21 protein-coding genes are annotated in these 18,242 nt (G+C 69.5%); 8 read left to right on the top strand and 13 right to left on the bottom strand.

From position 1 onward, the window contains the following. Positions 1-22: 22 nt before the first annotated feature. Positions 23-1,237 (bottom strand): ATP-binding protein, encoded by a 1,215-nt coding sequence (locus tag ncot_RS00560; protein WP_168615846.1) that lies wholly within the window; start codon positions 1,235-1,237, stop codon positions 23-25. A gap of 81 nt (positions 1,238-1,318) precedes the next feature. Next, the gene (locus tag ncot_RS00555; RefSeq protein WP_168615845.1) at positions 1,319-1,573 is read right to left on the bottom strand and encodes a hypothetical protein; all 255 of its coding nucleotides are present in this window, start codon (positions 1,571-1,573) and stop codon (positions 1,319-1,321) included. Positions 1,574-1,743: 170 nt separating this feature from the next. Here ncot_RS00555 and ncot_RS00550 point away from each other — a divergent pair, with 170 nt between their 5' ends. Next, a complete protein-coding gene (locus tag ncot_RS00550) occupies positions 1,744-2,610 on the top strand; it encodes an Fpg/Nei family DNA glycosylase (protein ID WP_168615844.1) in 867 nt (288 codons plus the stop codon). Between the two features lie 95 nt (positions 2,611-2,705). Here ncot_RS00550 and ncot_RS00545 read toward each other — a convergent pair whose 3' ends face one another. From ncot_RS00545 to aat, 4 genes are all read right to left on the bottom strand, one after another. Beyond that, the gene (locus ncot_RS00545) at positions 2,706-3,266 is read right to left on the bottom strand and encodes a hypothetical protein (protein ID WP_168615843.1); all 561 of its coding nucleotides are present in this window, start codon (positions 3,264-3,266) and stop codon (positions 2,706-2,708) included. Between the two features lie 187 nt (positions 3,267-3,453). Next, complete coding sequence (locus ncot_RS00540) at positions 3,454-3,795, bottom strand: hypothetical protein (protein ID WP_168615842.1); 342 nt, start codon at positions 3,793-3,795, stop codon at positions 3,454-3,456. 137 nt (positions 3,796-3,932) lie between these two features. Then, positions 3,933-4,457: a hypothetical protein gene (locus ncot_RS00535; RefSeq protein ID WP_168615841.1), complete on the bottom strand. Its 525-nt coding sequence runs from the start codon at positions 4,455-4,457 to the stop codon at positions 3,933-3,935. A gap of 85 nt (positions 4,458-4,542) precedes the next feature. Next, complete coding sequence (gene aat, locus ncot_RS00530; protein ID WP_240938000.1) at positions 4,543-5,217, bottom strand: leucyl/phenylalanyl-tRNA--protein transferase; 675 nt, start codon at positions 5,215-5,217, stop codon at positions 4,543-4,545. Positions 5,218-5,275: 58 nt separating this feature from the next. On the opposite strand from aat, the gene ncot_RS00525 reads away from it, so the two are divergent. After that, positions 5,276-5,956, top strand: a complete 681-nt coding sequence (locus ncot_RS00525; RefSeq protein ID WP_168615839.1) for an EcsC family protein — start codon at positions 5,276-5,278, stop codon at positions 5,954-5,956. Here the strand turns inward: ncot_RS00525 and ncot_RS00520 are convergent. From ncot_RS00520 to ncot_RS00495, 6 genes are all read right to left on the bottom strand, one after another. After that, a complete protein-coding gene (locus tag ncot_RS00520; protein WP_168615838.1) occupies positions 5,926-7,131 on the bottom strand; it encodes a hypothetical protein in 1,206 nt (401 codons plus the stop codon). The genes ncot_RS00525 and ncot_RS00520 overlap by 31 nt on opposite strands. Next, complete coding sequence (locus ncot_RS00515; RefSeq protein WP_168615837.1) at positions 7,128-8,255, bottom strand: hypothetical protein; 1,128 nt, start codon at positions 8,253-8,255, stop codon at positions 7,128-7,130. The genes ncot_RS00520 and ncot_RS00515 overlap by 4 nt, the downstream gene beginning before the upstream one ends. Before the next feature lie 2 nt (positions 8,256-8,257). Next, positions 8,258-9,346 (bottom strand): hypothetical protein, encoded by a 1,089-nt coding sequence (locus tag ncot_RS00510; protein ID WP_168615836.1) that lies wholly within the window; start codon positions 9,344-9,346, stop codon positions 8,258-8,260. 44 nt (positions 9,347-9,390) lie between these two features. Continuing rightward, positions 9,391-10,326 (bottom strand): hydroxymethylglutaryl-CoA lyase, encoded by a 936-nt coding sequence (locus tag ncot_RS00505; RefSeq protein ID WP_168615835.1) that lies wholly within the window; start codon positions 10,324-10,326, stop codon positions 9,391-9,393. Continuing rightward, positions 10,323-12,236: a biotin carboxylase N-terminal domain-containing protein gene (locus ncot_RS00500; RefSeq protein WP_168615834.1), complete on the bottom strand. Its 1,914-nt coding sequence runs from the start codon at positions 12,234-12,236 to the stop codon at positions 10,323-10,325. The genes ncot_RS00505 and ncot_RS00500 overlap by 4 nt, the downstream gene beginning before the upstream one ends. Positions 12,237-12,425: 189 nt before the next feature. Then, the gene (locus tag ncot_RS00495; protein ID WP_240938208.1) at positions 12,426-13,994 is read right to left on the bottom strand and encodes a carboxyl transferase domain-containing protein; all 1,569 of its coding nucleotides are present in this window, start codon (positions 13,992-13,994) and stop codon (positions 12,426-12,428) included. A 94-nt stretch (positions 13,995-14,088) separates the two neighbouring features. Between ncot_RS00495 and ncot_RS00490 the strand changes: the two genes are divergently transcribed. Both ncot_RS00490 and ncot_RS00485 read left to right on the top strand, forming a co-directional pair. Continuing rightward, positions 14,089-14,661, top strand: a complete 573-nt coding sequence (locus ncot_RS00490) for a TetR/AcrR family transcriptional regulator (protein ID WP_168615832.1) — start codon at positions 14,089-14,091, stop codon at positions 14,659-14,661. 70 nt (positions 14,662-14,731) lie between these two features. Then, positions 14,732-15,310: a class I SAM-dependent methyltransferase gene (locus ncot_RS00485; protein ID WP_168615831.1), complete on the top strand. Its 579-nt coding sequence runs from the start codon at positions 14,732-14,734 to the stop codon at positions 15,308-15,310. Here the strand turns inward: ncot_RS00485 and ncot_RS00480 are convergent. Continuing rightward, entirely contained in the window at positions 15,298-15,618 is a 321-nt protein-coding gene (locus tag ncot_RS00480; RefSeq protein WP_168615830.1) for a MerR family transcriptional regulator, read from the bottom strand. The genes ncot_RS00485 and ncot_RS00480 overlap by 13 nt on opposite strands. Positions 15,619-15,760: 142 nt before the next feature. On the opposite strand from ncot_RS00480, the gene ncot_RS00475 reads away from it, so the two are divergent. The 4 genes from ncot_RS00475 (at position 15,761) to ncot_RS00460 (ending at position 18,168) form a co-directional block, all read left to right on the top strand. Continuing rightward, on the top strand, positions 15,761-16,189 hold the full coding sequence (locus tag ncot_RS00475) for an HSP20 family small heat-shock protein (protein WP_168615829.1): 429 nt from the start codon (positions 15,761-15,763) through the stop codon (positions 16,187-16,189). A gap of 101 nt (positions 16,190-16,290) precedes the next feature. Next, positions 16,291-16,725, top strand: a complete 435-nt coding sequence (locus tag ncot_RS00470; RefSeq protein WP_168615828.1) for a hypothetical protein — start codon at positions 16,291-16,293, stop codon at positions 16,723-16,725. Positions 16,726-16,764: 39 nt separating this feature from the next. Beyond that, positions 16,765-17,676, top strand: coding sequence for an MBL fold metallo-hydrolase (locus ncot_RS00465; RefSeq protein WP_168615827.1), 912 nt, complete (start codon positions 16,765-16,767; stop codon positions 17,674-17,676). A 144-nt stretch (positions 17,677-17,820) separates the two neighbouring features. Continuing rightward, positions 17,821-18,168: a hypothetical protein gene (locus ncot_RS00460; RefSeq protein ID WP_168615826.1), complete on the top strand. Its 348-nt coding sequence runs from the start codon at positions 17,821-17,823 to the stop codon at positions 18,166-18,168. Positions 18,169-18,242 lie beyond the last annotated feature (74 nt).

The raw sequence follows: 18,242 nt of genomic DNA, 5'->3' as shown, positions 1-18,242 counted from the left end.
GCCGCCGACGACGGCAGTCGCGTCAGGCGTGGTCGCGCAGGTAGCGCCCGAAGTGGGGCACGGTGAAGGCGATCCGCCCGCGCTCTCCCGAATAGATCAGGCCCTTCTTCAGCAGCGAGTCGCGTGCTGGGGAGAGGGACTGCGGCTTCTTGCCGAGCACGGCGGCGACATCGGCGGTGGGCACCGACCCGATCTCGTCGAGCCGCTCGTCGCCCTTCTCCGCGATCGCGATGGCGGCGTCGGCCATCGCATGGAGGTATTCGCGCTCGCCCGGGGTGGCCCGCTCGAAGCGGCTGCCGAAGAAGCCGACGGCCAGCTCCGACTCGGCCTCGGGCGAGGCCACGGAGACGTCCTCCTCGGTGATCGGTGACGACGGCGCCAGGTCCCAGACCGCCTTGCCGTAGGCCTGGATGAAGTAGGGGTAGCCACCGGTCGCGGCGTACATCGCCGCGAGTGCGTCGTCGGTGAAGCAGGCGTCCTCGTCGTCGGCGGGTGCGGAGAGTGCCCGGTCGGCGGCCTCCCGGGCCAGCCGGTCGATGCGTTGATAGCGGAAGAGCCGCTCGGAGTAGGACTTCGACGCGGAGAGCACGGCGGGCAGGTGCGGGAGCCCAGCCCCGACGACGATCACCGGCAGGCCTGACTGGCTGATCTCGTGGCAGGCGGCGCACAACGCGGAGACGTCGTCGGGTCCGAGGTCCTGCATCTCGTCGATGAAGACCGCGACACCCTTGCCGACGTCGGCGGCGAGGCCTCCGATGTCGGTGAACAGCTCGACCAGGTCGATCTCGATGTCGCCGGAGTCGGCGCGACCCTTCACCGCGGGTGCGTCGATGCCCGGGTTCCACTGGTCCCGCAGCTTGGCGTTGGGGCCGGCGTCGCGCTGGGCGAAGGCCTTGATCACGCCGAGCACGTGGTCGACGTCGTCGGACTGCGGGTGGCCGAGCTCTCGCACGGCCTGGTGCAGGGCCGAGGACAGCGGTCGGCGCAGGCCCTGATCGGGCCTGGCCTCGAGCTTGCCGGTCCCCCAGTGCCGGCGTACGGCGGCCGAGCGCAGGGCGTTGAGCAGCACGGTCTTGCCGACCCCGCGCAGCCCGGTGAGCACCAGCGAGCGCTCCGGACGTCCCCGCGCGATGCGCTCGAGGACGACGTCGAAGGCGCTCAGCTGCTCGTCACGGCCGGCGAGCTCGGGCGGGCGCTGACCGGCGCCGGGCGCGTAGGGGTTGCGAATCGGGTCCACGATCGAACACTATCCGCATGTCTAGATCTTGTCGTAGACATTCCTAGCGAGTCTGATCGACGCGACGGCAGGTCCGCGGGGTCAGGACGTCGCCGACAGCGGCCGCCCCTGTCCACGAACTTCGTCGTAGGCCGAGGCGAGGCCGGCCACCAGGGCATCGACGAGGTCCGGCACCTCCTCGATCGCCAACCGGAACGACGCCGAGCACACGTTGTCCCGCCAGAGGGACAGGACGACGACGCCGGCCTCGTGGTGCCACGTGACCTTCAGCGCGCGGTCGCCCCCGCGGGCGTCGATGTGGATCGACCCCGCCCGGTCGAACCGCGACGGAGGCATGCACCCATGATGCGCCTCGACGGCGGATCTGTCACCGGATCGATGACCGTGCGACCTGCAGCGCTTGCGACATGCAGTTGGCCGGTCGCGAGCACGACCTGAGCGTGTCCGAGGTCGCCGGAGGCGCCAACTGCATGTCGGTCGGTCCGCCGCGCACTACGCTGGGGCGCATGCCCGAGCTCCCGGAGGTCGAAGCACTCAGCCACGACCTCGCCACGCGCCTCGACGGCCGCGCGATCGCCAAGGTCCACATCGCCGCGTTCAGCGCGCTCAAGACCTTCGATCCCCCACTCAGCGCGGTGGAGGGCACGTTCGTCGAGGGCGTCACGCGACACGGCAAGTTCATCGACATCAGCAGCGGCGGGCTGCACCTGATCCTCCACCTGGCCCGGGCCGGCTGGGTGCGCTGGCGCGACGAGGTCCCGGCACTGCCACCCAAGCCCAGCAGCCGCTCGCCGCTCGCGGTTCGCATCGTGCTCGACGACGACAGCGGGCTCGACATCACCGAGGCAGGGACGAAGAAGAGCCTCGCGCTCTACGTCGCCCACTCACCGCAGGACGTGGAGGGGATTGCCCGGCTCGGCCCGGACCCACTCTCCGACGACTTCACCATCGACGTCCTGCGCGACCTCCTGGCCGCCGCCGGACGGTCCCAGATCAAGGGCGTGCTGCGCCACCAGGGCACCATCGCCGGCATCGGCAACGCCTACTCCGACGAGCTGCTGCACGCGGCGAAGATGTCGCCGTTCAAACCCGCCTCCTCACTCGACGAGGCCGACGTGTCCACCTTGTACGCCGCGATCCGTGACGTCCTCGGTGCCGCCGTGGCCCGGGCCGACGGCGTGGCGATGAGCGAGCTCAAGGGCGAGAAGAAGTCGAACCTCGCCGTCCACGGCAAGGCCGGGGAGAAGTGCCCGGTGTGCGGTGACGTGGTGCGCGAGGTGTCCTTCGCCGACTCGAGCCTCCAGTACTGCGCAACCTGCCAGACCGGCGGCAAGCCGCTGGCCGACCGGCGCACCAGCAAGTTCCTCAAGTGATCCGTCGCCGGACTTCGTAGCGGCACCACCGAGGAGGGGTGCCCCAGCCCTGATGGCTGGAGCACCCCTCCGACGTGGAACCCGGGCCGAGCGGCTCAGTTGCTGGGCATCTCGGACGGCAGCTCGGACAGCATGCTCTCCAGCTCGCTCGGCAGGTCGCTGAGGTCCGTCGGGATCTCCGTCGGCAGGTCGCTCGGGAGCTCGGTCGGCAGGTCGGAGGGCAGGTCGGTCGGCAGGTCCGAAGGCAGGTCGGACGGCATCTCGGACGGCATGCCCGTGCCCATGTCATCCATGCACTCGTCGAGGAAGTACTTGCTGAACGCCTCGGACTGCTTCTCCTCGTCGTCGCTGAGGTCGTCGGCCTTCTTGTCCAGCTCGTCCTGGTCGCTGGAGTCGTCGTAGGCGTCGACCATCAGCTCGAAGCCCTTGCGGGCATCCTTGCTGATCCCGTCGGGGGTGCCGACGTCGCCGAGCTCGGCAACCGCGTCCTTCTGCTTGTCGAAGTCGTCGCCGGACTTGCCGACGTCTTCCATGGCCCCGCAGAAGTCGTCCGAGCTGGCGTCGTCCGGCGAGCCACCGCAGGCGGTCAGGCTGACCATCAGGACCACAGCAGCGCCCGCGCTGGCCAAGGTCCGGAAAACGTTCGTGCGCTTCATTGCTGCCTCTTTCGCTGGGTTCGAGTCACGGTGCGACTCCATTACTGCCCGAGTTGCTGGGATCTACACCCCAGGCTGAGGAAATTCTGAGGAGACACCACCCGAATCCTCGGGATCCGTCCCTCGAAAGCGAACTGCGGGGCGGCCCGGTGGGCCGCCCCGCAGTCAGGCGCTTCGCGCGATCAGCTCAGGAGCAGGTCTCCGTGATGTACTTGAAGAAGGCCTCGGACTGCTTCTTCTCGTCATCCGAGAGGTCTTCGTCCTTGGGGAGGTCGTCCTCGCTGTCGGCGTCGCCGACCTCGTCGACGAAGAACTCGAAGCCGTCGCGTGCGTCATCGCTGATGTCTTCGGGCGTGCCCACGTCGTTGAGATCCTCGACCGCGTCCTTGGCGTCGTCGAAGCTCGACGCGTCAATCTTCTTGGCGGCATCGCAGAAGTCATCCTTGGACGCGTCGTCCGGGGCGCCACCACAGGCCGTCAGGCCACCGAGCAGGGCCAAGCTGGCGCCCACGAGTGCGAGTCGTCGCATCTCGTCACCTCTTCATGTCTAGGGAATGTCAGCCACCTACATTCCCACCCGGACGCCATTTCAAGCACTCGACACAGAATTCGTCCGACGAACCTGTGAATTCTCAGGATTCAGGGGTGCTCAAGTCGCACAAACCATCAGGAAGCGGACTCGGACGGCGCCTCGGCGCTCGCGCAGGTGGCGTCCTCGAAGTCGCTGTAGGCCTGGACGTCGGCCTGGTCCTCCTTGCTGAGCCCTTGGACCATCTTCGTGAACTCCTGGAGGTCCTGGGCCGAGCCCAGCCGCTCCTGCAGGTGGTCCAGGCCGTCCTCGGCCTCGTCACCGGCAGCGTCGGGCAGGTTCTCGTCGAGTGCGTCCACCGCAGTGCGGAGGTCCTCGATGCTTCCCGCGTCGCTGGCGGCGCCGGCATCGGCCACGGCACTGCAGTAGGCCGCATCCTCACCGCCGTCGTCGGAGTCGGCGGACTCGGAGTCCGTGGGATCCGGCGTCGCGTCCGTCTCCGACGGCGAGTCGTCCTCGGACGCACTGGTCGAGTCCGATGCGGTGGCCGACCGGGACGTGGACGCGTCGTCCTTCGCGTCGTCGGCGGAGTCGTCGTTGCCGCAGGCAGTCAGACCGGCCATCAGCAACAGGCTGGCGCAGGCGAGTGTGGCACGTCGCATCTTGATCACTCCTCGGGTGTCGGCATGCGTGTGATCGCCTCCCATCCTTGCTGACCACCCCTGAGAGCACACACCGGGAGGCCGGTCAGTCCACGTCCTGGGATGCTCCGAAGACACCCGGCAGGGGTGTGACCAGGGCGGCGCGCAGGCGTTCGAGGTAGTCGCCACGGTCGACCTCCACGACTCCCAGCGACGCCAGGTGCTCCGTGCTCCACTGCACGTCGAGCAGGCGGTCGGGTCGGCCGTCGCTGAGCAGGTCCACCAGCGCCACGAGGGCCACCTTCGAGGCATCGGTGACCCGGTGGAACATCGACTCCCCCGCGAACAGGCCGCCGGTCGCCACGCCGTACAGGCCACCGGCCAGCACGCCGTCCAGCCAGGCCTCGACCGAGTGCGCCCAGCCCAGCCGGTGCAGCTCGACGTACGCCGAACGGATCGCGCCGTCGATCCAGCCGCCGTCCCTGGCGGGATCGGCGCAGGCGTCGATCACCTCCTCGAACGCGGTGTCGACCCGGATCTCGAAGCGCCGGCACGAGCGTCGCAGCGACTTGGTCACGCGGAGGCCGTCGAGGGGAAGCACGCCCCGGCGCTGGGGCGACCACCACCCCAGCTCGTCGTCGATGGGCATCGGGAAGAACCCCGATCGATAGGCCAGCAACAGTGTTCCCGGAGCCAGGTCGGCGCCGAACGCGATCAGGTCGTCGGGCACGCCCGTCGGATCGGGGAAGCCCCACGGCGTCAGCGGTGGTTCAACGGGCACGTCCATCAGCGTAGGCCAGACGATGCCCCGGACGGATCCGGTCATCTAGGCTTCCGGCATGGGAATCGGTCAGAGTCTCGCCAGGCGCATCACTCCGAAGATCACGCAGGCCGCCCCGGGGCTGTCCCACGGCTTCGTGCGGGAGGCACTCAAGCGCGCGATCGAGGGTGCGGGACCACTGCCGTCGGTGCGGGAGTCGTCCACCAAGAAGCTCGCCGATGCCGGGGGCGACGTCGACAAGGCGATCCGCAAGGCCATCGAGGTGCACACCGGCTATGCCGCAGCCGAGGGGTTCGTCACGAACCTGGGCGGCCTGGTCACCGCTGCGGCCACCATCCCTGCCAACATCACCGGGCTGGCGCTGATCCAGTGCCGCCTGATCGCCACCATCGCCGAGCTGCGCGGCCACGACCTCAGTGACCCGCGCGTGCGCAACGCGGTCCTGCTGTGCGTGATCGGCGAGGACAGCGTCAAGAAGCTGGTCAAGCGCAAGACCGTCCCGGGCACGCCGATGGCGCTGGCCACCGCGCCGGTGCACGACCCGGCACTCGACAAGGTCATCTCGACCGAGGTGGCCACCGAGCTGGTCTCCAAGGTCGCCGGCAAGCGCCTGGCCACCACCGTCGGGCGTCGGGTCCCGGTGATCGGCGGTGCCGTCGGCATGACCGCGGACGGCTGGGCCACGTGGCGGATCGGCCGCTACGCCGCTCAGGAGCTCCTGCCGCGCGCCCGGCGGTAGAGGCCGAGCAGGCGGCGTCCCCAGCCCTTGGCCTCGGCTGATCGGACGATCTTCTCCCGCATCCGGTACGTCGGCCGCAGGTGGGCCCGCTCGAGAGCGATCCGGGTCTCGCGCAGCTCGACCCGCAGCTCCTCCTCGGAGCGCCGCATCCGATCACCTTCGAGGAGCAGCGCCTTGATCGCGTCGATGGCGGCCGCGTTCACCTGCCGTGGCCGGGCCCGGTCGGGGTCGCGGAACTCCACGGCGTGGGTGTCGGGGAGCAGGTCGTCGAGGTCGCCGATCACGTCATAGCCGCGCAGGCGCAGCTCCGCGACCCACGCCTGGGACAGGTCGTCCGCCCACTGGCGGGCCTCGGGGGGCATGCCCAGCCGGGGCGAACGCGTCCGACGGGACAAGGTCTGGTGGGCGAGCAGCTCCCGGACCAGCGGCCGATAGGCAGCCGGCTTCAGCTCCGCGTTGGTGGCCGCGTTGATCCTGCGGATCAGGGCTGTCTCGGGGACCCCCATGGACGGGTTCGCGCGCTCGGCGTGCAGGTCGAGGTCGAGGCCGTCGAGGTCGAACGCCCGGGCGAACCGTTGCCACAGCAGGTCGGGCGGGGCACCCGGTTTCGGCACCGTCACGACGTGGACCCGGGACGGGTCGAGCGCGGATCCCCAGCGGTCCAGGATGTCGGGAATCTCCTGCACTCCCCAGAACCAGGTGGCGATGCGGTCCACGCGCTGGGGATCCTGGATCTGCTCCAGGAACCGGTGGTACTTGATCGTGCGCCGGTGCTTGACGTTCTCCTGCCACTCCGCCGGCACCTGGCGGACCAGGTCGCGCGTGGAGAGGACCACGTGGATCTCGGTGTCGGGGTGGCCCAGCGACTTCAGCGCGCGCTTGACCTGGGGGCGAGAGGCGGTGGCCAGGATCTCGTGGCTGATGATCGCCGTCCCCGACCAGTCCCGCACCTGCTCCGCGAGCCGGTCCCATGCGCCGACGGCCTCGGTCTCCAGACCTCCCCACGGGAGGCGCATGAGGTCGAGCGCGGCCAGGAAGTGTGCGTCGAACCGGTCGGCCGGGTAGAGCACGCCCTGCTTGGCCAGCCCCCCGCGATTGCGGAACAGCACGTCCTGCAGGTAGGACGTGCCGGTCTTGGGTGTCCCGACGTGGAGCAGCACCCGCTTGGGACTCACAGTGCCTTCTCCTTGAACCTCAACAGCGTGCACAGGGCCACGTCGAGGACGCCGCCGCTGGTGGGACGCGTCCCTGGGACGTGCTCCGGCGGGACCAACGCGTCCAGATCCCCGCGCACAGGATAGCCAGCAGCGGTCAGTTCCTTGCGCATTCCCTCGGCTTGGCGGCGTACCCAGTCGAGGTGGCGAGGAAGGACCGCGCGCTGCGGTCCGCGGGCGTCGGCGAGCAACGGCACGAGCCCGGTCTCGACGATGCGTGCTCGCTCCTCCTTCGGCGCCAGCACCCGGAGCACCAGGTTCGCTTGGCGCACGAGCTCGACCGCATCGGGTGAGAGCCGTGTGGTCGCCTCGACGGCAGACGCGGGGACACCCAGCAGGGCGGCGACCGACGCAGTCTCCGCGTTCACCACGACGTGCACCCCGGCGCGGCCGATGGTCGTCGCCTGCTGTGCGGCGACCCGCGGCAGCTGCAGCCGTGGCGGCAGGGCGTCCTGGCGCTCCCAGTCGTCGAGCCAACGCGCCCACCGGACGGTTCCGCCCTGGAGGATCCGCCAGCTCCACACGTCGGAGAGCATCGCGCAGAGCTCGTCCGCGAGCACGGCGGCCACCGGGGCCCGCAGGCCCGGGGGGTGCCCGGCGCGGAGCAGGGAACGTCGGAGAGCATCGACCGCCAGCGGGTCGCCGGCCAGGCGGTAGTCGCGACGCCACGGGCGGATTCGTGCAGGACGTTGCGTCGCCGCCGGCGGAGCGGGGTGGCGGACGACGAGGTCGGCCAGCAGCCCGACGGCGATCCGGAGCAGCTCGGACGCGGGGACCTGGGCCGGATCCACCGGTGGCGCCCCGAAGTCGGAGTCGGTGTCGACCCCGACCAGGGCCAGGTCGAGCTGGCCCCGCCCCGGTCCACCTTGGTCCAGGACGTGGTCGACCAGACGGCTCTGCTGCGGCGACGCCGCGCCGGCGAGCAGGTTCAGGCGCCTGGCCAGCTCGAGCTGGGCCGCTCCCGGCAGCGCCTCAGGGCGTCCTGCCGCCGTGCCGTCGAAGTCGGACCACGGTGTCGAGCCCCCGGCACGCAGGTGGTCCACCCAGGCCCACGCCCGGGCTGACCCCGCTCGGTCGACTCCCACCGTCACTGCTGGCGGAGCCGCGTCGCATGGGCACGGATCCTCGAGCCGAGCTCGCGCGAGGGATCGGGGCGGCGCGCCGCTTCGTTCGTCATCGCCGCCAACGCGTGCACCGCGGCGTTGGTGATCTTCTTGTTCCGGACCCGGTTCGGGTTCGGAGCCAGGTCGACCGGAGGCTCGCCGGTCCGGAGGTCGTCCAGGTCGCCGACCACGCGCACCCCCGAGCCCTCGATCCACTCGATCCACCGCTCGGTCACTGCCCTGGTCCACGCGTAGTGCTCGGGCGGGAGCTGGACCTTGCGGGACTTGTGCAGGTCGACCCGTTCCAGCATCGCCCGGATCAGCTCCTCGTGGGCCCCGGTGGAGCGGGTGGCCCGGTCGAGCCGTCGGTTGAGGCGCCGCAGGAGCTCGGTCTCGGCGACCCCCATCCCGGCGTTCGTGCGCTCACTCTCGAGGGGCGCCCACGCCGGGTCGATGCCGACGACCTGGCAGAACCGGTCCCACAGCGAGTCACCGGCGACCCGCTGCTGCGGGACGGTCACCACGTGCACGTTCTCGGGGAGCAGGTTGGCCGACCAGTTGGACAGCACCGTCGGGAGGTCGAAGGCGCGCATGAACCAGACCGACTCCCGCTCGGCCTTGACCAGGAACTTCTCGAAGCTCCACTTGCGGCCCTGCTTGACGCTCTCCTGCCAGGCCGCGGGCATCTGCCGGACCAGGTCCCGGGCGCTGTAGACGATGTGGATCTCGGCACCCTGCAGGTCGTTCATCACCCGGGAGACCTTCTCCTTGGGGGCCGGCGCGAGGATCTCGTGGCTGATGATCGACGTTCCGGTGTGGCGGCGCACCTGCTTGACCATCGTGGGCCAGGCTCCCGCCGCGTGGCCGGGCGGCCCGCCCCAGTCCTGGCCGAGCAGGTCGAGGGCGGCACGGAAGTGGAAGAGGTTCGGGTCGGCGAAGAGCCGGCGGTTGGGCAGGTTGATGCCGTGCTCGGCCAGGGTGCGGAGGTTGAGTGCCAAGCGGTCCTGCACGTAGGTCGTGCCTGTCTTGGGCGCCCCCACGTGGAGGAACACCTTGCGGGCCGTTCTGCTCATGGGCCAGATTGTGCCGCATGGGGCGCTGGCAGCAGCACTGCCGGTCAAGCCAGCGCCGTGACGACCCGCGAGGGACTCGGACGGCCCAGCTTGCCGGACATCCACACGCTGGTGCCCACCAACGCCTCCAGGTCGACGCCGGTCTCGATGCCCAGGCCGTGCAGCATCCAGACCAGGTCCTCCGTGGCGAGGTTGCCGGTGGCGCTCTCGGCGTACGGGCAACCGCCGAGTCCGCCGGCGCTGGCGTCGAAGGTGGTCACGCCGGCCTCGAGTGCGGCGTACGCGTTGGCGAGGGCCTGGCCGTAGGTGTCGTGGAAGTGGACGGCCAGGTTCTCGATGGGCAGCCCGGCCTCGCCGAAGGCGCCCAGCAGGCGCTTGACGTGGCCGGCGGTGCCCACGCCGATGGTGTCCCCGAGGCTGAGCTGGCTCGCGCCGAGGTCGAAGAGCCGCTTGCCGACGCTGACCACCTGGTCGATCGGGACGTCGCCCTCCCACGGGTCGCCGAAGCACATCGAGACGTAGGCGCGCACGTCCATGCCGGCCTCACGCGCCCGGCTCACGGTCGGCTCGAACATCGCGAACTGCTCGTCGAGGCTGCGGTTCAGGTTCTTGGTGGCGAAGGTCTCGGTGGCACTGCCGAAGATCGCGATGTGCTTCATGCCCAGCTCGAGGGCGCGGTCGAGGCCGCGTTCGTTCGGCACCAGCACCGGCAGGTCGTGGTGGTCGAGCCCACCCTCGTCGCGCAGCTTCTCGAGCAGCTCCTTGGCGTCGGCCAGCTGGGGCACCCACCTGGGGTGCACGAAGCTGGTCGCCTCGACGATCGGCAACCCGGCCGCGAGCAGGCGTCGGATGAACTCGGCCTTCGTCTCGAGGTCGACGACGGACTTCTCGTTTTGCAGGCCGTCACGGGGACCGACCTCCCAGATGGTGACCTGCTCCGGGAGCTCCGCGGGGCTCTGCTCGACCTGTGGCTGCCTCATGCTTCCTCCACCTCGAAGAGTACGGCGCCCAGGGGCACCTGCTCGCCGGCCGCGGGATGGACCCCGGTCACGGTGCCGTCGAACGGTGCCTTGAGCGCGAGCTCCATCTTCATCGCCTCCATGGTGCCGAGCACGTCGCCCTCCTTGACCGCCTGGCCCTCGGTGACGTTCACGGCGAGCACGGTGCCGGGCATCGGTGCCAGCAGGGTGCCGTCGCCGACCAGCGGGCCGTGGTCGCCGAAGACGTCGGGGCGCACGAAGTGGAAGCGCTGGCCGCGGTGGACCACGTCGATGCCGTGCTCCTGGGCGTCGACCACGGCCTCCACGCGGTGGCCGTCGATGCGCAGTCGGGCCACGTGGTCGGCCATCCCGCGCTCGAGGACGGTGACCCCGTCGACCGTGCTCTGGCTGCGGTCGACCCGCACCACCTGGTCGAGCTCGACCAGGGTGGGCACGGCCGGTCCACCGTCGCGCCACCCGTCAGCCATCAGCGGGCCGGGCCGCTCGGTCATCCGGGACACCGCGACGTCGGTCCACGCGGCGATGGTGCGGGCCACGTCGGGGCTCGGGGCCGTGGGTGGGTGGCGGTCCAGCCAGGCGGTGTCGATCTCGGCATCGCGGAAGGCGTCGCTCTCGGCGATCTCGCGGAGGAACCCGGTGTTGGTGGTCAGGCCGAGGATGCTCGTGCGCTCGAGGGCCGCGATCAGCTGTCGGCGGGCGGCCTCGCGGTCCTTGCCCACCGCGATCACCTTGCCGAGCATCGGGTCGAAGCTGGTCGAGACGACCTGCTCGCTCTCGAGGGCCGCGTCGACCCGCATGCCGTCCGTCGTGCCCGTGAAGGGAGCGACCGGCCAGCGGACGATGGTGGCGGTGCCGGCCTGCGGGAGGAACTCGTTGTAGGGGTCCTCCGCATAGACCCGCGCCTCGATGGCGTGGCCGTCGAGCCAGAGGTCGTCCTGGTCGAAGGGCAGCTCCTCCCCCAGCGCCACCGCGAGCTGCACGGCGACGAGGTCGATCCGCTCACCCTCGGGGGTGCAGGCCACCACCGACTCGGTGACGGGGTGCTCGACCTGGAGGCGGGTGTTCATCTCCAGGAAGTAGGCCTCCTGGGTGTCGCTGTCCAGCAGGAACTCGACCGTCCCCGCGTTGACGTAGCCGACCTGCTTGGCGAGGTTGACCGATGCCTGGGTGACCAGGGCGCGCACGGCCTCGTCGATGGTCGGGGCCGGGGCCTCCTCGAGCACCTTCTGGTGGCGACGCTGGGTGGAGCAGTCGCGTTCGAAGAGGTGCACCACGTTGCCGTGGGAGTCGGCCATCACCTGGACCTCGATGTGACGCCCACGCTCGACGTACTTCTCGACGAGCATGGTGTCGTCGCCGAACGACTTGGCGGCCTCGCGCTTGGCTGCGGCCACCGCGTCGGCGTACTCCCCGGCGCTGCGGACGATGCGCATGCCCTTGCCGCCGCCGCCGGCCGCAGCCTTGACCAGCACCGGGAAGGCCATCGTGGCCGGGTCGTCGTCGACACTGAAGCTCGGCACCACCGGGACGTCGGCGGCGATGGCGATCTCTCGGGCCGCGTCCTTGCGGCCCATCCTGTCCATCACCTCGGCACTCGGGCCGACCAGCGTGAGCCCGGCCTCCTCGACAGCGCGGGCGAAGGCGGCGCGCTCGGAGAGGAAGCCGTAACCGGGGTGGACGAGGTCGGCGCCGGAGTCCTTGGCGGCCTGCACCACGGCGTCGATGTCGAGGTAGCCGCTCACCTGGACGGCGACGTCGGCCTCGCGCACGTGGGGCGCGCGCTGGTCGAGGTCGTTGTGGATGGCGACGGTGCGGATGCCGAGCGCGCGGGCGCTGCGGATCACGCGGAGGGCGATCTCGCCACGGTTGGCGATCAGGAGGGTTTTCATGGGGTCCTCACTTGGGTTGCTGTCCTTGCCTGGTTGCCGCCCTGCGGCTTGTTGCTGCCCTGCCTTCTGCCCTGCGATCCTCACTGCTGTCTCGACGCGGCATTCACGACCTCGTTCCTCGGTCGTGTGCCTTGCTCGACCTGGCCACGCCCACGCGCTCTGCTCGTTCCTCGCAAAGCGCTGCGTGGCTCACATCCTGAAGATTCCATAGTTGGGCTCGGGCACCGGTGCGTGCGCCGCGGCGGCCAGGCCCATCCCGAGCACGCGCCGGGTGTCGGCGGGGTCGATGACGCCGTCGTCCCAGAGGCGGGCGGTTGAGTAGTAGGGGGAGCCCTGGACCTCGTACTGCTCGCGCAGCGGCTCCTTGAACTCCTCTTCCTCCTCGGCCGACCACTCGCCGCCCTTGGCCTCGATGCCGTCACGCTTGACAGTGGCCAGGACGCTCGCGGCCTGCTCGCCGCCCATCACCGAGATGCGCGCGTTCGGCCACATCCACAGGAAGCGCGGGTCGTAGGCGCGACCGCACATGCCGTAGTTGCCGGCGCCGAACGAGCCGCCGATGACGACAGTGAACTTGGGGACGACGGAGCACGCGACCGCGGTGACCAGCTTGGCGCCGTCCTTGGCGATGCCGCGGTTCTCGTACTCGCGACCGACCATGAAGCCGGTGATGTTCTGCAGGAACACCAGCGGGATCCTTCGCTGGTTGCACAGCTCGATGAAGTGCGCGCCCTTGAGGCTGGACTCGCTGAAGAGGATGCCGTTGTTGGCGATGATGCCGACCGGGTGGCCCCAGATGCGGGCGAAGCCACAGACCAGGGTCTCGCCGTAGTACTGCTTGAACTCCTGGAAGCGGGAGGCGTCGACGATCCGGCGGATCACCTCGCGCACGTCGTAGGGAGTCCGGGTGTCGCTGGGTACCACGTCGTACAGCGTCTCGGGGGCCTCGTGGGGCTCCTCGGGCTCGATGACCTCCCATGGGATGGCGGTCGGCTTCGGCACCGTCTCCATGATGCCGCGCACGATCGCGAGGGCGTGCGCGTCGTCGTTGGCGAGGTGGTCGACCACGCCGGACTTGCGGGCGTGCACGTCGCCGCCGCCGAGGTCCTCGGCCGTGACCACCTCGCCGGTGGCTGCCTTCACCAGCGGCGGGCCGCCGAGGAAGATGGTGGCCTGGTCCTTGACGATCACGGTCTCGTCGGACATCGCCGGCACGTAGGCGCCACCGGCGGTGCAGGAGCCCATCACCGAGGCGATCTGCGGGATGCCCTCACCGCTCATGTTGGCCTGGTTGAAGAAGATCCGGCCGAAGTGCTCCTTGTCGGGGAACACGTCGTCCTGCATCGGCAGGAACGCGCCGCCGGAGTCGACCAGCGCGATCACGGGAAGCTTGTTGGCGCGGGCGATCTCCTGCGCACGCAGGTGCTTCTTGACCGTCATCGGGTAGTAGGTGCCGCCCTTGACCGTCGCGTCGTTGGCGATGATCACGCAGGTGCGGCCGCTGACCTGGCCGAGACCGGTCACGATGCCGGCGCTCGGAACGGTGTCGGCATCGTCGGTGGCGCCGTACATCCCGGTCGCGGCGAGCGCACTGAGCTCCAGGAACGGGCTGCCCGGGTCGAGCAGCCGGTCCACGCGCTCGCGGACCAGGAGCTTGCCGCGGTCGGTGTGCTTCTTGCGGGACGCCTCGCTGCCGCCGGCGCCGTCGTTGCGTACGGCGGACAGGCGCGCGCGCAGGTCCTCGACCAGTTCCCTCATCTCCATGGGGTCGATGTTAACGACCATTAACCTTCGCGTCCAGACCGGCCGCCTCCTGCCGCGGGCTCTCGTTAATGGGCGCTAACCTGATGCCGTGAACCGACGCGAGCAGATCATCGCCACCGCGGCGACGCTGTTCGCCGAGCGCGGTTTCCACGGCGTCTCCGTCGGCGAGATCGGTGCCGCCTGCGGGATCAGCGGCCCGGGGCTCTACAAGCACTTCGCAGCCAAGGACGCGATCCTCGCCGAGATGCTGGTCGCGATCAGCGAGGAGCTGCTCAGCGTCGGGCGGGCGCGAGTGGCCTCGGCCACCTCTGCCCGCGCCGCGCTCGAGGCCCTGATCGACTGGCACATCTCCTTCGCACTGGCCAACAAGGCGCTGATCATCGTCCAGGACCGCGACTGGTCGTCGCTGCCCGACGCCGACCGGGAGAAGGTGCGCACGCTGCAGCGCACGTACGTCGACCTGTGGGCCGCCCAGCTCCGCGAGCTCGACGACTCCCTGTCGCTGGTCGAGGCGCGAGCCCGGGCGCACGCCACCTTCGGCCTGCTCAACTCGACCCCGCACAGCGCATTCCTGCCCGAGGCCGAGATGCGCGCGCTGCTGCACGAGATGGCCGCGCGGGCACTGTCACTGCCCCTTCCCCCTTCCCCGGGCACCCGGTGAAGGCGTCACCGCCCCGGCCGAGCTTCCGGCCGGGCACGGGCTCGTCAACCGTGGCTGACATGATCGGAGCATGAGCACTCGATGGTTCGACGCCAGGTCCGAGGAGCAGCGCAAGGAGTACAGCCAGCGCTTCGTGAAGATCGCGGCCGAGGGCCATGACATCGACGGCGAAGGGCGCTTCGTCGACGCGATGGCCGGCCGCGGATCCCGCATCCTCGACGCGGGTTGTGGCGCCGGTCGGGTGACGGACTACCTGCGCCGCTGCGGTCACCGGGCCGTCGGTGTCGACGTCGACCCACTGCTGATCGAGGCGGGGCACGAACAACACCCGCAGGCCGACCTGCGAGTCCTCGACCTGGCCGACCTGTCCCCCGAGCTGGGCAGCTTCGACGTCATCGTGTGCCCCGGAAACGTGATCACGTTCGTCGCCTCCGGCACGGAGCCCCAGATCCTGGCCGCGATGGCCACCGTGCTGGCTCCGGGCGGACGGGTGGTCTTCGGCTTCCACCTCGACCGCACGCTCTCCGTGGCGGACCTCGACGGGTGGGGCGAGGAGCTCGGCTGGCGTCTCGAGCACCGTTTCGGCACGTGGGAGCTCGACCCCTTCACCGACGAGTCCGACTGGGCAGTCTCGGTCTATCGCGGCTGAATCCGCGAAGCACCCGGGCCCGGTCGCGGATTCACCGCACGTGACGGGGATCCCTCGGCGAGCTGGCTCACCTGTTCCTCCAGGTCGAGGACCTTGGCGACGCCGGCCAGGTTGAGGCCCTCGTCCAACAACTCACCGATGCGGCGAAGCCTTTCGACGTCGGCAGGGCTGTACAGGCGCGTGCCTCCGGCGGTTCGATCGGGCTCCAGGAGTCCCTTGCGTTCGTAGACGCGAAGGTTCTGGACCTGCATGGAGGCCATGCCGGCGGCCACCGATATGGCGAAGACACCGCGGGACTGCTCGTCCACAGGCCTGTCACCTCCTCACGCTGAAAAAATTCTGTTGCAACGGACTTGATCCGTTGTCCAACATCGGTTATATAAAACCTGTAACAGCAATGTTAGATGCTGTTACCGACAACCACCAACTCCGAGGAAGGAAGGACTCGAAATGTTGATTCGTACCGCTGACCCGTTCCGTGAGCTGGATCGCTTCGCGCAGCAGGTCCTGGGCACCACCAACCGTCCTGCGGTGATGCCGATGGATGCGTGGCGCGAGAGCGACGAATTCGTCATCGAGTTCGATCTGCCGGGCATCGCAGCCGAGAGCATCGACCTCGACGTCGAGCGCAACGTGCTGACGGTGCGTGCCGAGCGCATGGCGCGCAATGGCGACTGGGAGATGCTGGCCTCCGAGCGACCGCGCGGCATGTTCAGCCGCCAACTGGTCCTCGGCGACAACCTGGACCTCGCCAAGATCCAGGCCAGCTACGAGGGCGGAGTGCTCCGCCTGCGCGTTCCCGTCGCCGAACAGGCCAAACCGCGCAAGATCCAGATCAACTCCGACACCCAGGCCCAGCCCGCTTCCATCGAGGCCTGAGGCCCTCAACCAGGGTGCAGGGGGCTCCGCGGCCGTACGCCGTGATCCGCGGAGCCCCGCGGCACCACCCCGAACGCCACGTCCCTCGGAAGGAGCTCCCCATGAATCTCACTCGAACTGCCAACGACTTGGGCATTCTCCTTCGGATCGGTCGAGAACTCGATGTTGTGGGCGACGTCACTTCCGTGGTCGAGAACCCCTCGGAGCTGCTGGCCTGGGCCACCACACTGTCCCGGCCTGCCCTGCTCTGCTGGAGGACCACCGACTCCGGCCGGCGTTACCTCCAGGTCAGCGCCCGCCACGACCGAGCCCCCATCCGTGGACAGGTCACCGCCGTGCTCAGCTGCGACCAGCACTTGGACTTCTGGGACCAGATCCCCGAGACCAAGGAGCTGGCACCCGGCGAGAAGGCGTCCGTCTCCCTCGCCCACCTCGCCCACGCCTGGGAAGTCGTCCCCTCGACCCCTCCGAGCGACGAGGAGCCTGTGGACGGGATCCGGGAAGAACGGGACGGCTGCGTCTCCGCAAGCCCCTGAGCAACGGCCCCATGATTCTCGAGGCCCTAGCATCAGGCCATGCGTTTCCGCCTCGGCCGTCCCGACGTCACGGCGTATGCCCACCGCTTCGACATACCTGAAGCGACCGGCGACCTCTCGGTCACCTTCCTCGGCGTCGCCACGTTGCTGGTCACCGACGGCACCACGTCGCTGATGACGGACGGGTTCTTCAGCCGGCCGAACCTGGCCCGGGTCGGGCTGCGACCGCTCACTCCCGACGATGCGCGCATCGACGCCGCCCTCAACCGGGTCGGCGTGGACCGCTTGGCCGCCGTGCTCCCCGTGCACAGCCACTTCGACCACGCGATGGATTCTGCGGTCGTCGCCGAGCGCACCGGCGCTCAGCTGGTCGGCGGGTCGTCCACCGCCAACATCGGTCGCGGGCATGGCCTCCCGGAGTCGCGCCTCGACGAGGTCGCCTCCGGCGAGTCCCGGACGTATGGCGACTTCACCGTGACGGCGTTCAAGAGTCGCCACTGCCCACCGGATCGCTTTCCAGGCACGATCGATGCGCCACTGCGCACCCCGGCGAGGGCGAAGGCCTACAAGTGCGGCGAGGCCTGGTCGGTCTTCGTCAGCCACGCCTCTGGCCCCACGATCCTCGTCCAGGGCAGTGCCGGCTTCCTCCCCGGAGCCCTCGTCGGCCGGTCCGCCGATGTGGTCTACCTCGGCATCGGGCAGTTGGGGGTGCAGAGCGACGACCACATCCGCACCTTCTGGCAGGAGACGGTGCAGGCAGTCGGTGCACACCGGGTCGTGCTGATCCACTGGGACGACTTCTTCCGTCCACTCGACCAGCCGCTGCGGGCGCTCCCCTTCGCCGGTGACGACCTCGACGTCACCATGCAGATGCTCGGCGCGCTGGCCGACCGGGACGGCATACAGCTGAGCTTCCCGACCGTGTGGCGACGCGAGGACCCCTGGGCCTGAGCCGCGGAGGCCTGGTGCCACCACTGGTCTATCGGACGTCGAGGATCGTCTGCCCGAGAAGCGGGAAACCGGTTTGTCGGGCTGCTCGATGGGGCAGATCCTTGGGGTGCGATCGATCGGCGATCGCACCCAGAGGGAGCTCACATGCATTCGCCTCGTTCAACCAGCACCGCACTGCTCGCCATCGGCGCTACAACCTTGGCGCTGAGCCTGCCCACAGCTGCGCACGCTGCTTCGACCACCCGGGTGAAGACCAACGGGCAGTTGACCAAGGTCGTTCCCGATGACGTCGACCATGTGAAGTTCTCCGGCAAGGTCAAGTCCAAGCGGGCCGTGTGCGAGAGGCGTCGCACCGTCAAGCTCAGGCAGGTCGACCAGGACCTGGCTGCCGGTCGGGACAAGGCCAACCGCAAGGGCGCCTGGAGGATCTCCTTCGACGGCAACAAGATCATGCCCGGCGAGTTCCGCATGACCGTCACCAAGAAGGTCTGAAGAAGAAGGGCAAGCGGATCGTGTGCCAGGCCACCGTCAAGACCGTCAACGTGACCGGCTGAGTTCAGCCGGTA

It is taken from the genome of Nocardioides sp. JQ2195, assembly GCF_012272695.1.
Classification (GTDB): Bacteria; Actinomycetota; Actinomycetes; order Propionibacteriales; family Nocardioidaceae; genus Nocardioides.
The sequence above is the reverse complement of the archived record's forward strand: the minus strand, read 5'-3'. Positions and strand labels throughout refer to the sequence as shown.

Coding starts and splice junctions, on each gene's coding strand:
- ncot_RS00555 (WP_168615845.1), bottom strand. CDS start 1,573: ATGCCTCCGTCGCGGTTCGACCGGGCGGGGTCGATCCACATCGACGCC.
- ncot_RS00550 (WP_168615844.1), top strand. CDS start 1,744: ATGCCCGAGCTCCCGGAGGTCGAAGCACTCAGCCACGACCTCGCCACG.
- ncot_RS00545 (WP_168615843.1), bottom strand. CDS start 3,266: ATGAAGCGCACGAACGTTTTCCGGACCTTGGCCAGCGCGGGCGCTGCT.
- ncot_RS00540 (WP_168615842.1), bottom strand. CDS start 3,795: ATGCGACGACTCGCACTCGTGGGCGCCAGCTTGGCCCTGCTCGGTGGC.
- ncot_RS00535 (WP_168615841.1), bottom strand. CDS start 4,457: ATGCGACGTGCCACACTCGCCTGCGCCAGCCTGTTGCTGATGGCCGGT.
- ncot_RS00525 (WP_168615839.1), top strand. CDS start 5,276: ATGGGAATCGGTCAGAGTCTCGCCAGGCGCATCACTCCGAAGATCACG.
- ncot_RS00510 (WP_168615836.1), bottom strand. CDS start 9,346: ATGAGCAGAACGGCCCGCAAGGTGTTCCTCCACGTGGGGGCGCCCAAG.
- ncot_RS00505 (WP_168615835.1), bottom strand. CDS start 10,326: ATGAGGCAGCCACAGGTCGAGCAGAGCCCCGCGGAGCTCCCGGAGCAG.
- ncot_RS00500 (WP_168615834.1), bottom strand. CDS start 12,236: ATGAAAACCCTCCTGATCGCCAACCGTGGCGAGATCGCCCTCCGCGTG.
- ncot_RS00495 (WP_240938208.1), bottom strand. CDS start 13,994: ATGAGGGAACTGGTCGAGGACCTGCGCGCGCGCCTGTCCGCCGTACGC.
- ncot_RS00485 (WP_168615831.1), top strand. CDS start 14,732: ATGAGCACTCGATGGTTCGACGCCAGGTCCGAGGAGCAGCGCAAGGAG.
- ncot_RS00475 (WP_168615829.1), top strand. CDS start 15,761: ATGTTGATTCGTACCGCTGACCCGTTCCGTGAGCTGGATCGCTTCGCG.
- ncot_RS00470 (WP_168615828.1), top strand. CDS start 16,291: ATGAATCTCACTCGAACTGCCAACGACTTGGGCATTCTCCTTCGGATC.
- ncot_RS00465 (WP_168615827.1), top strand. CDS start 16,765: ATGCGTTTCCGCCTCGGCCGTCCCGACGTCACGGCGTATGCCCACCGC.
- ncot_RS00460 (WP_168615826.1), top strand. CDS start 17,821: ATGCATTCGCCTCGTTCAACCAGCACCGCACTGCTCGCCATCGGCGCT.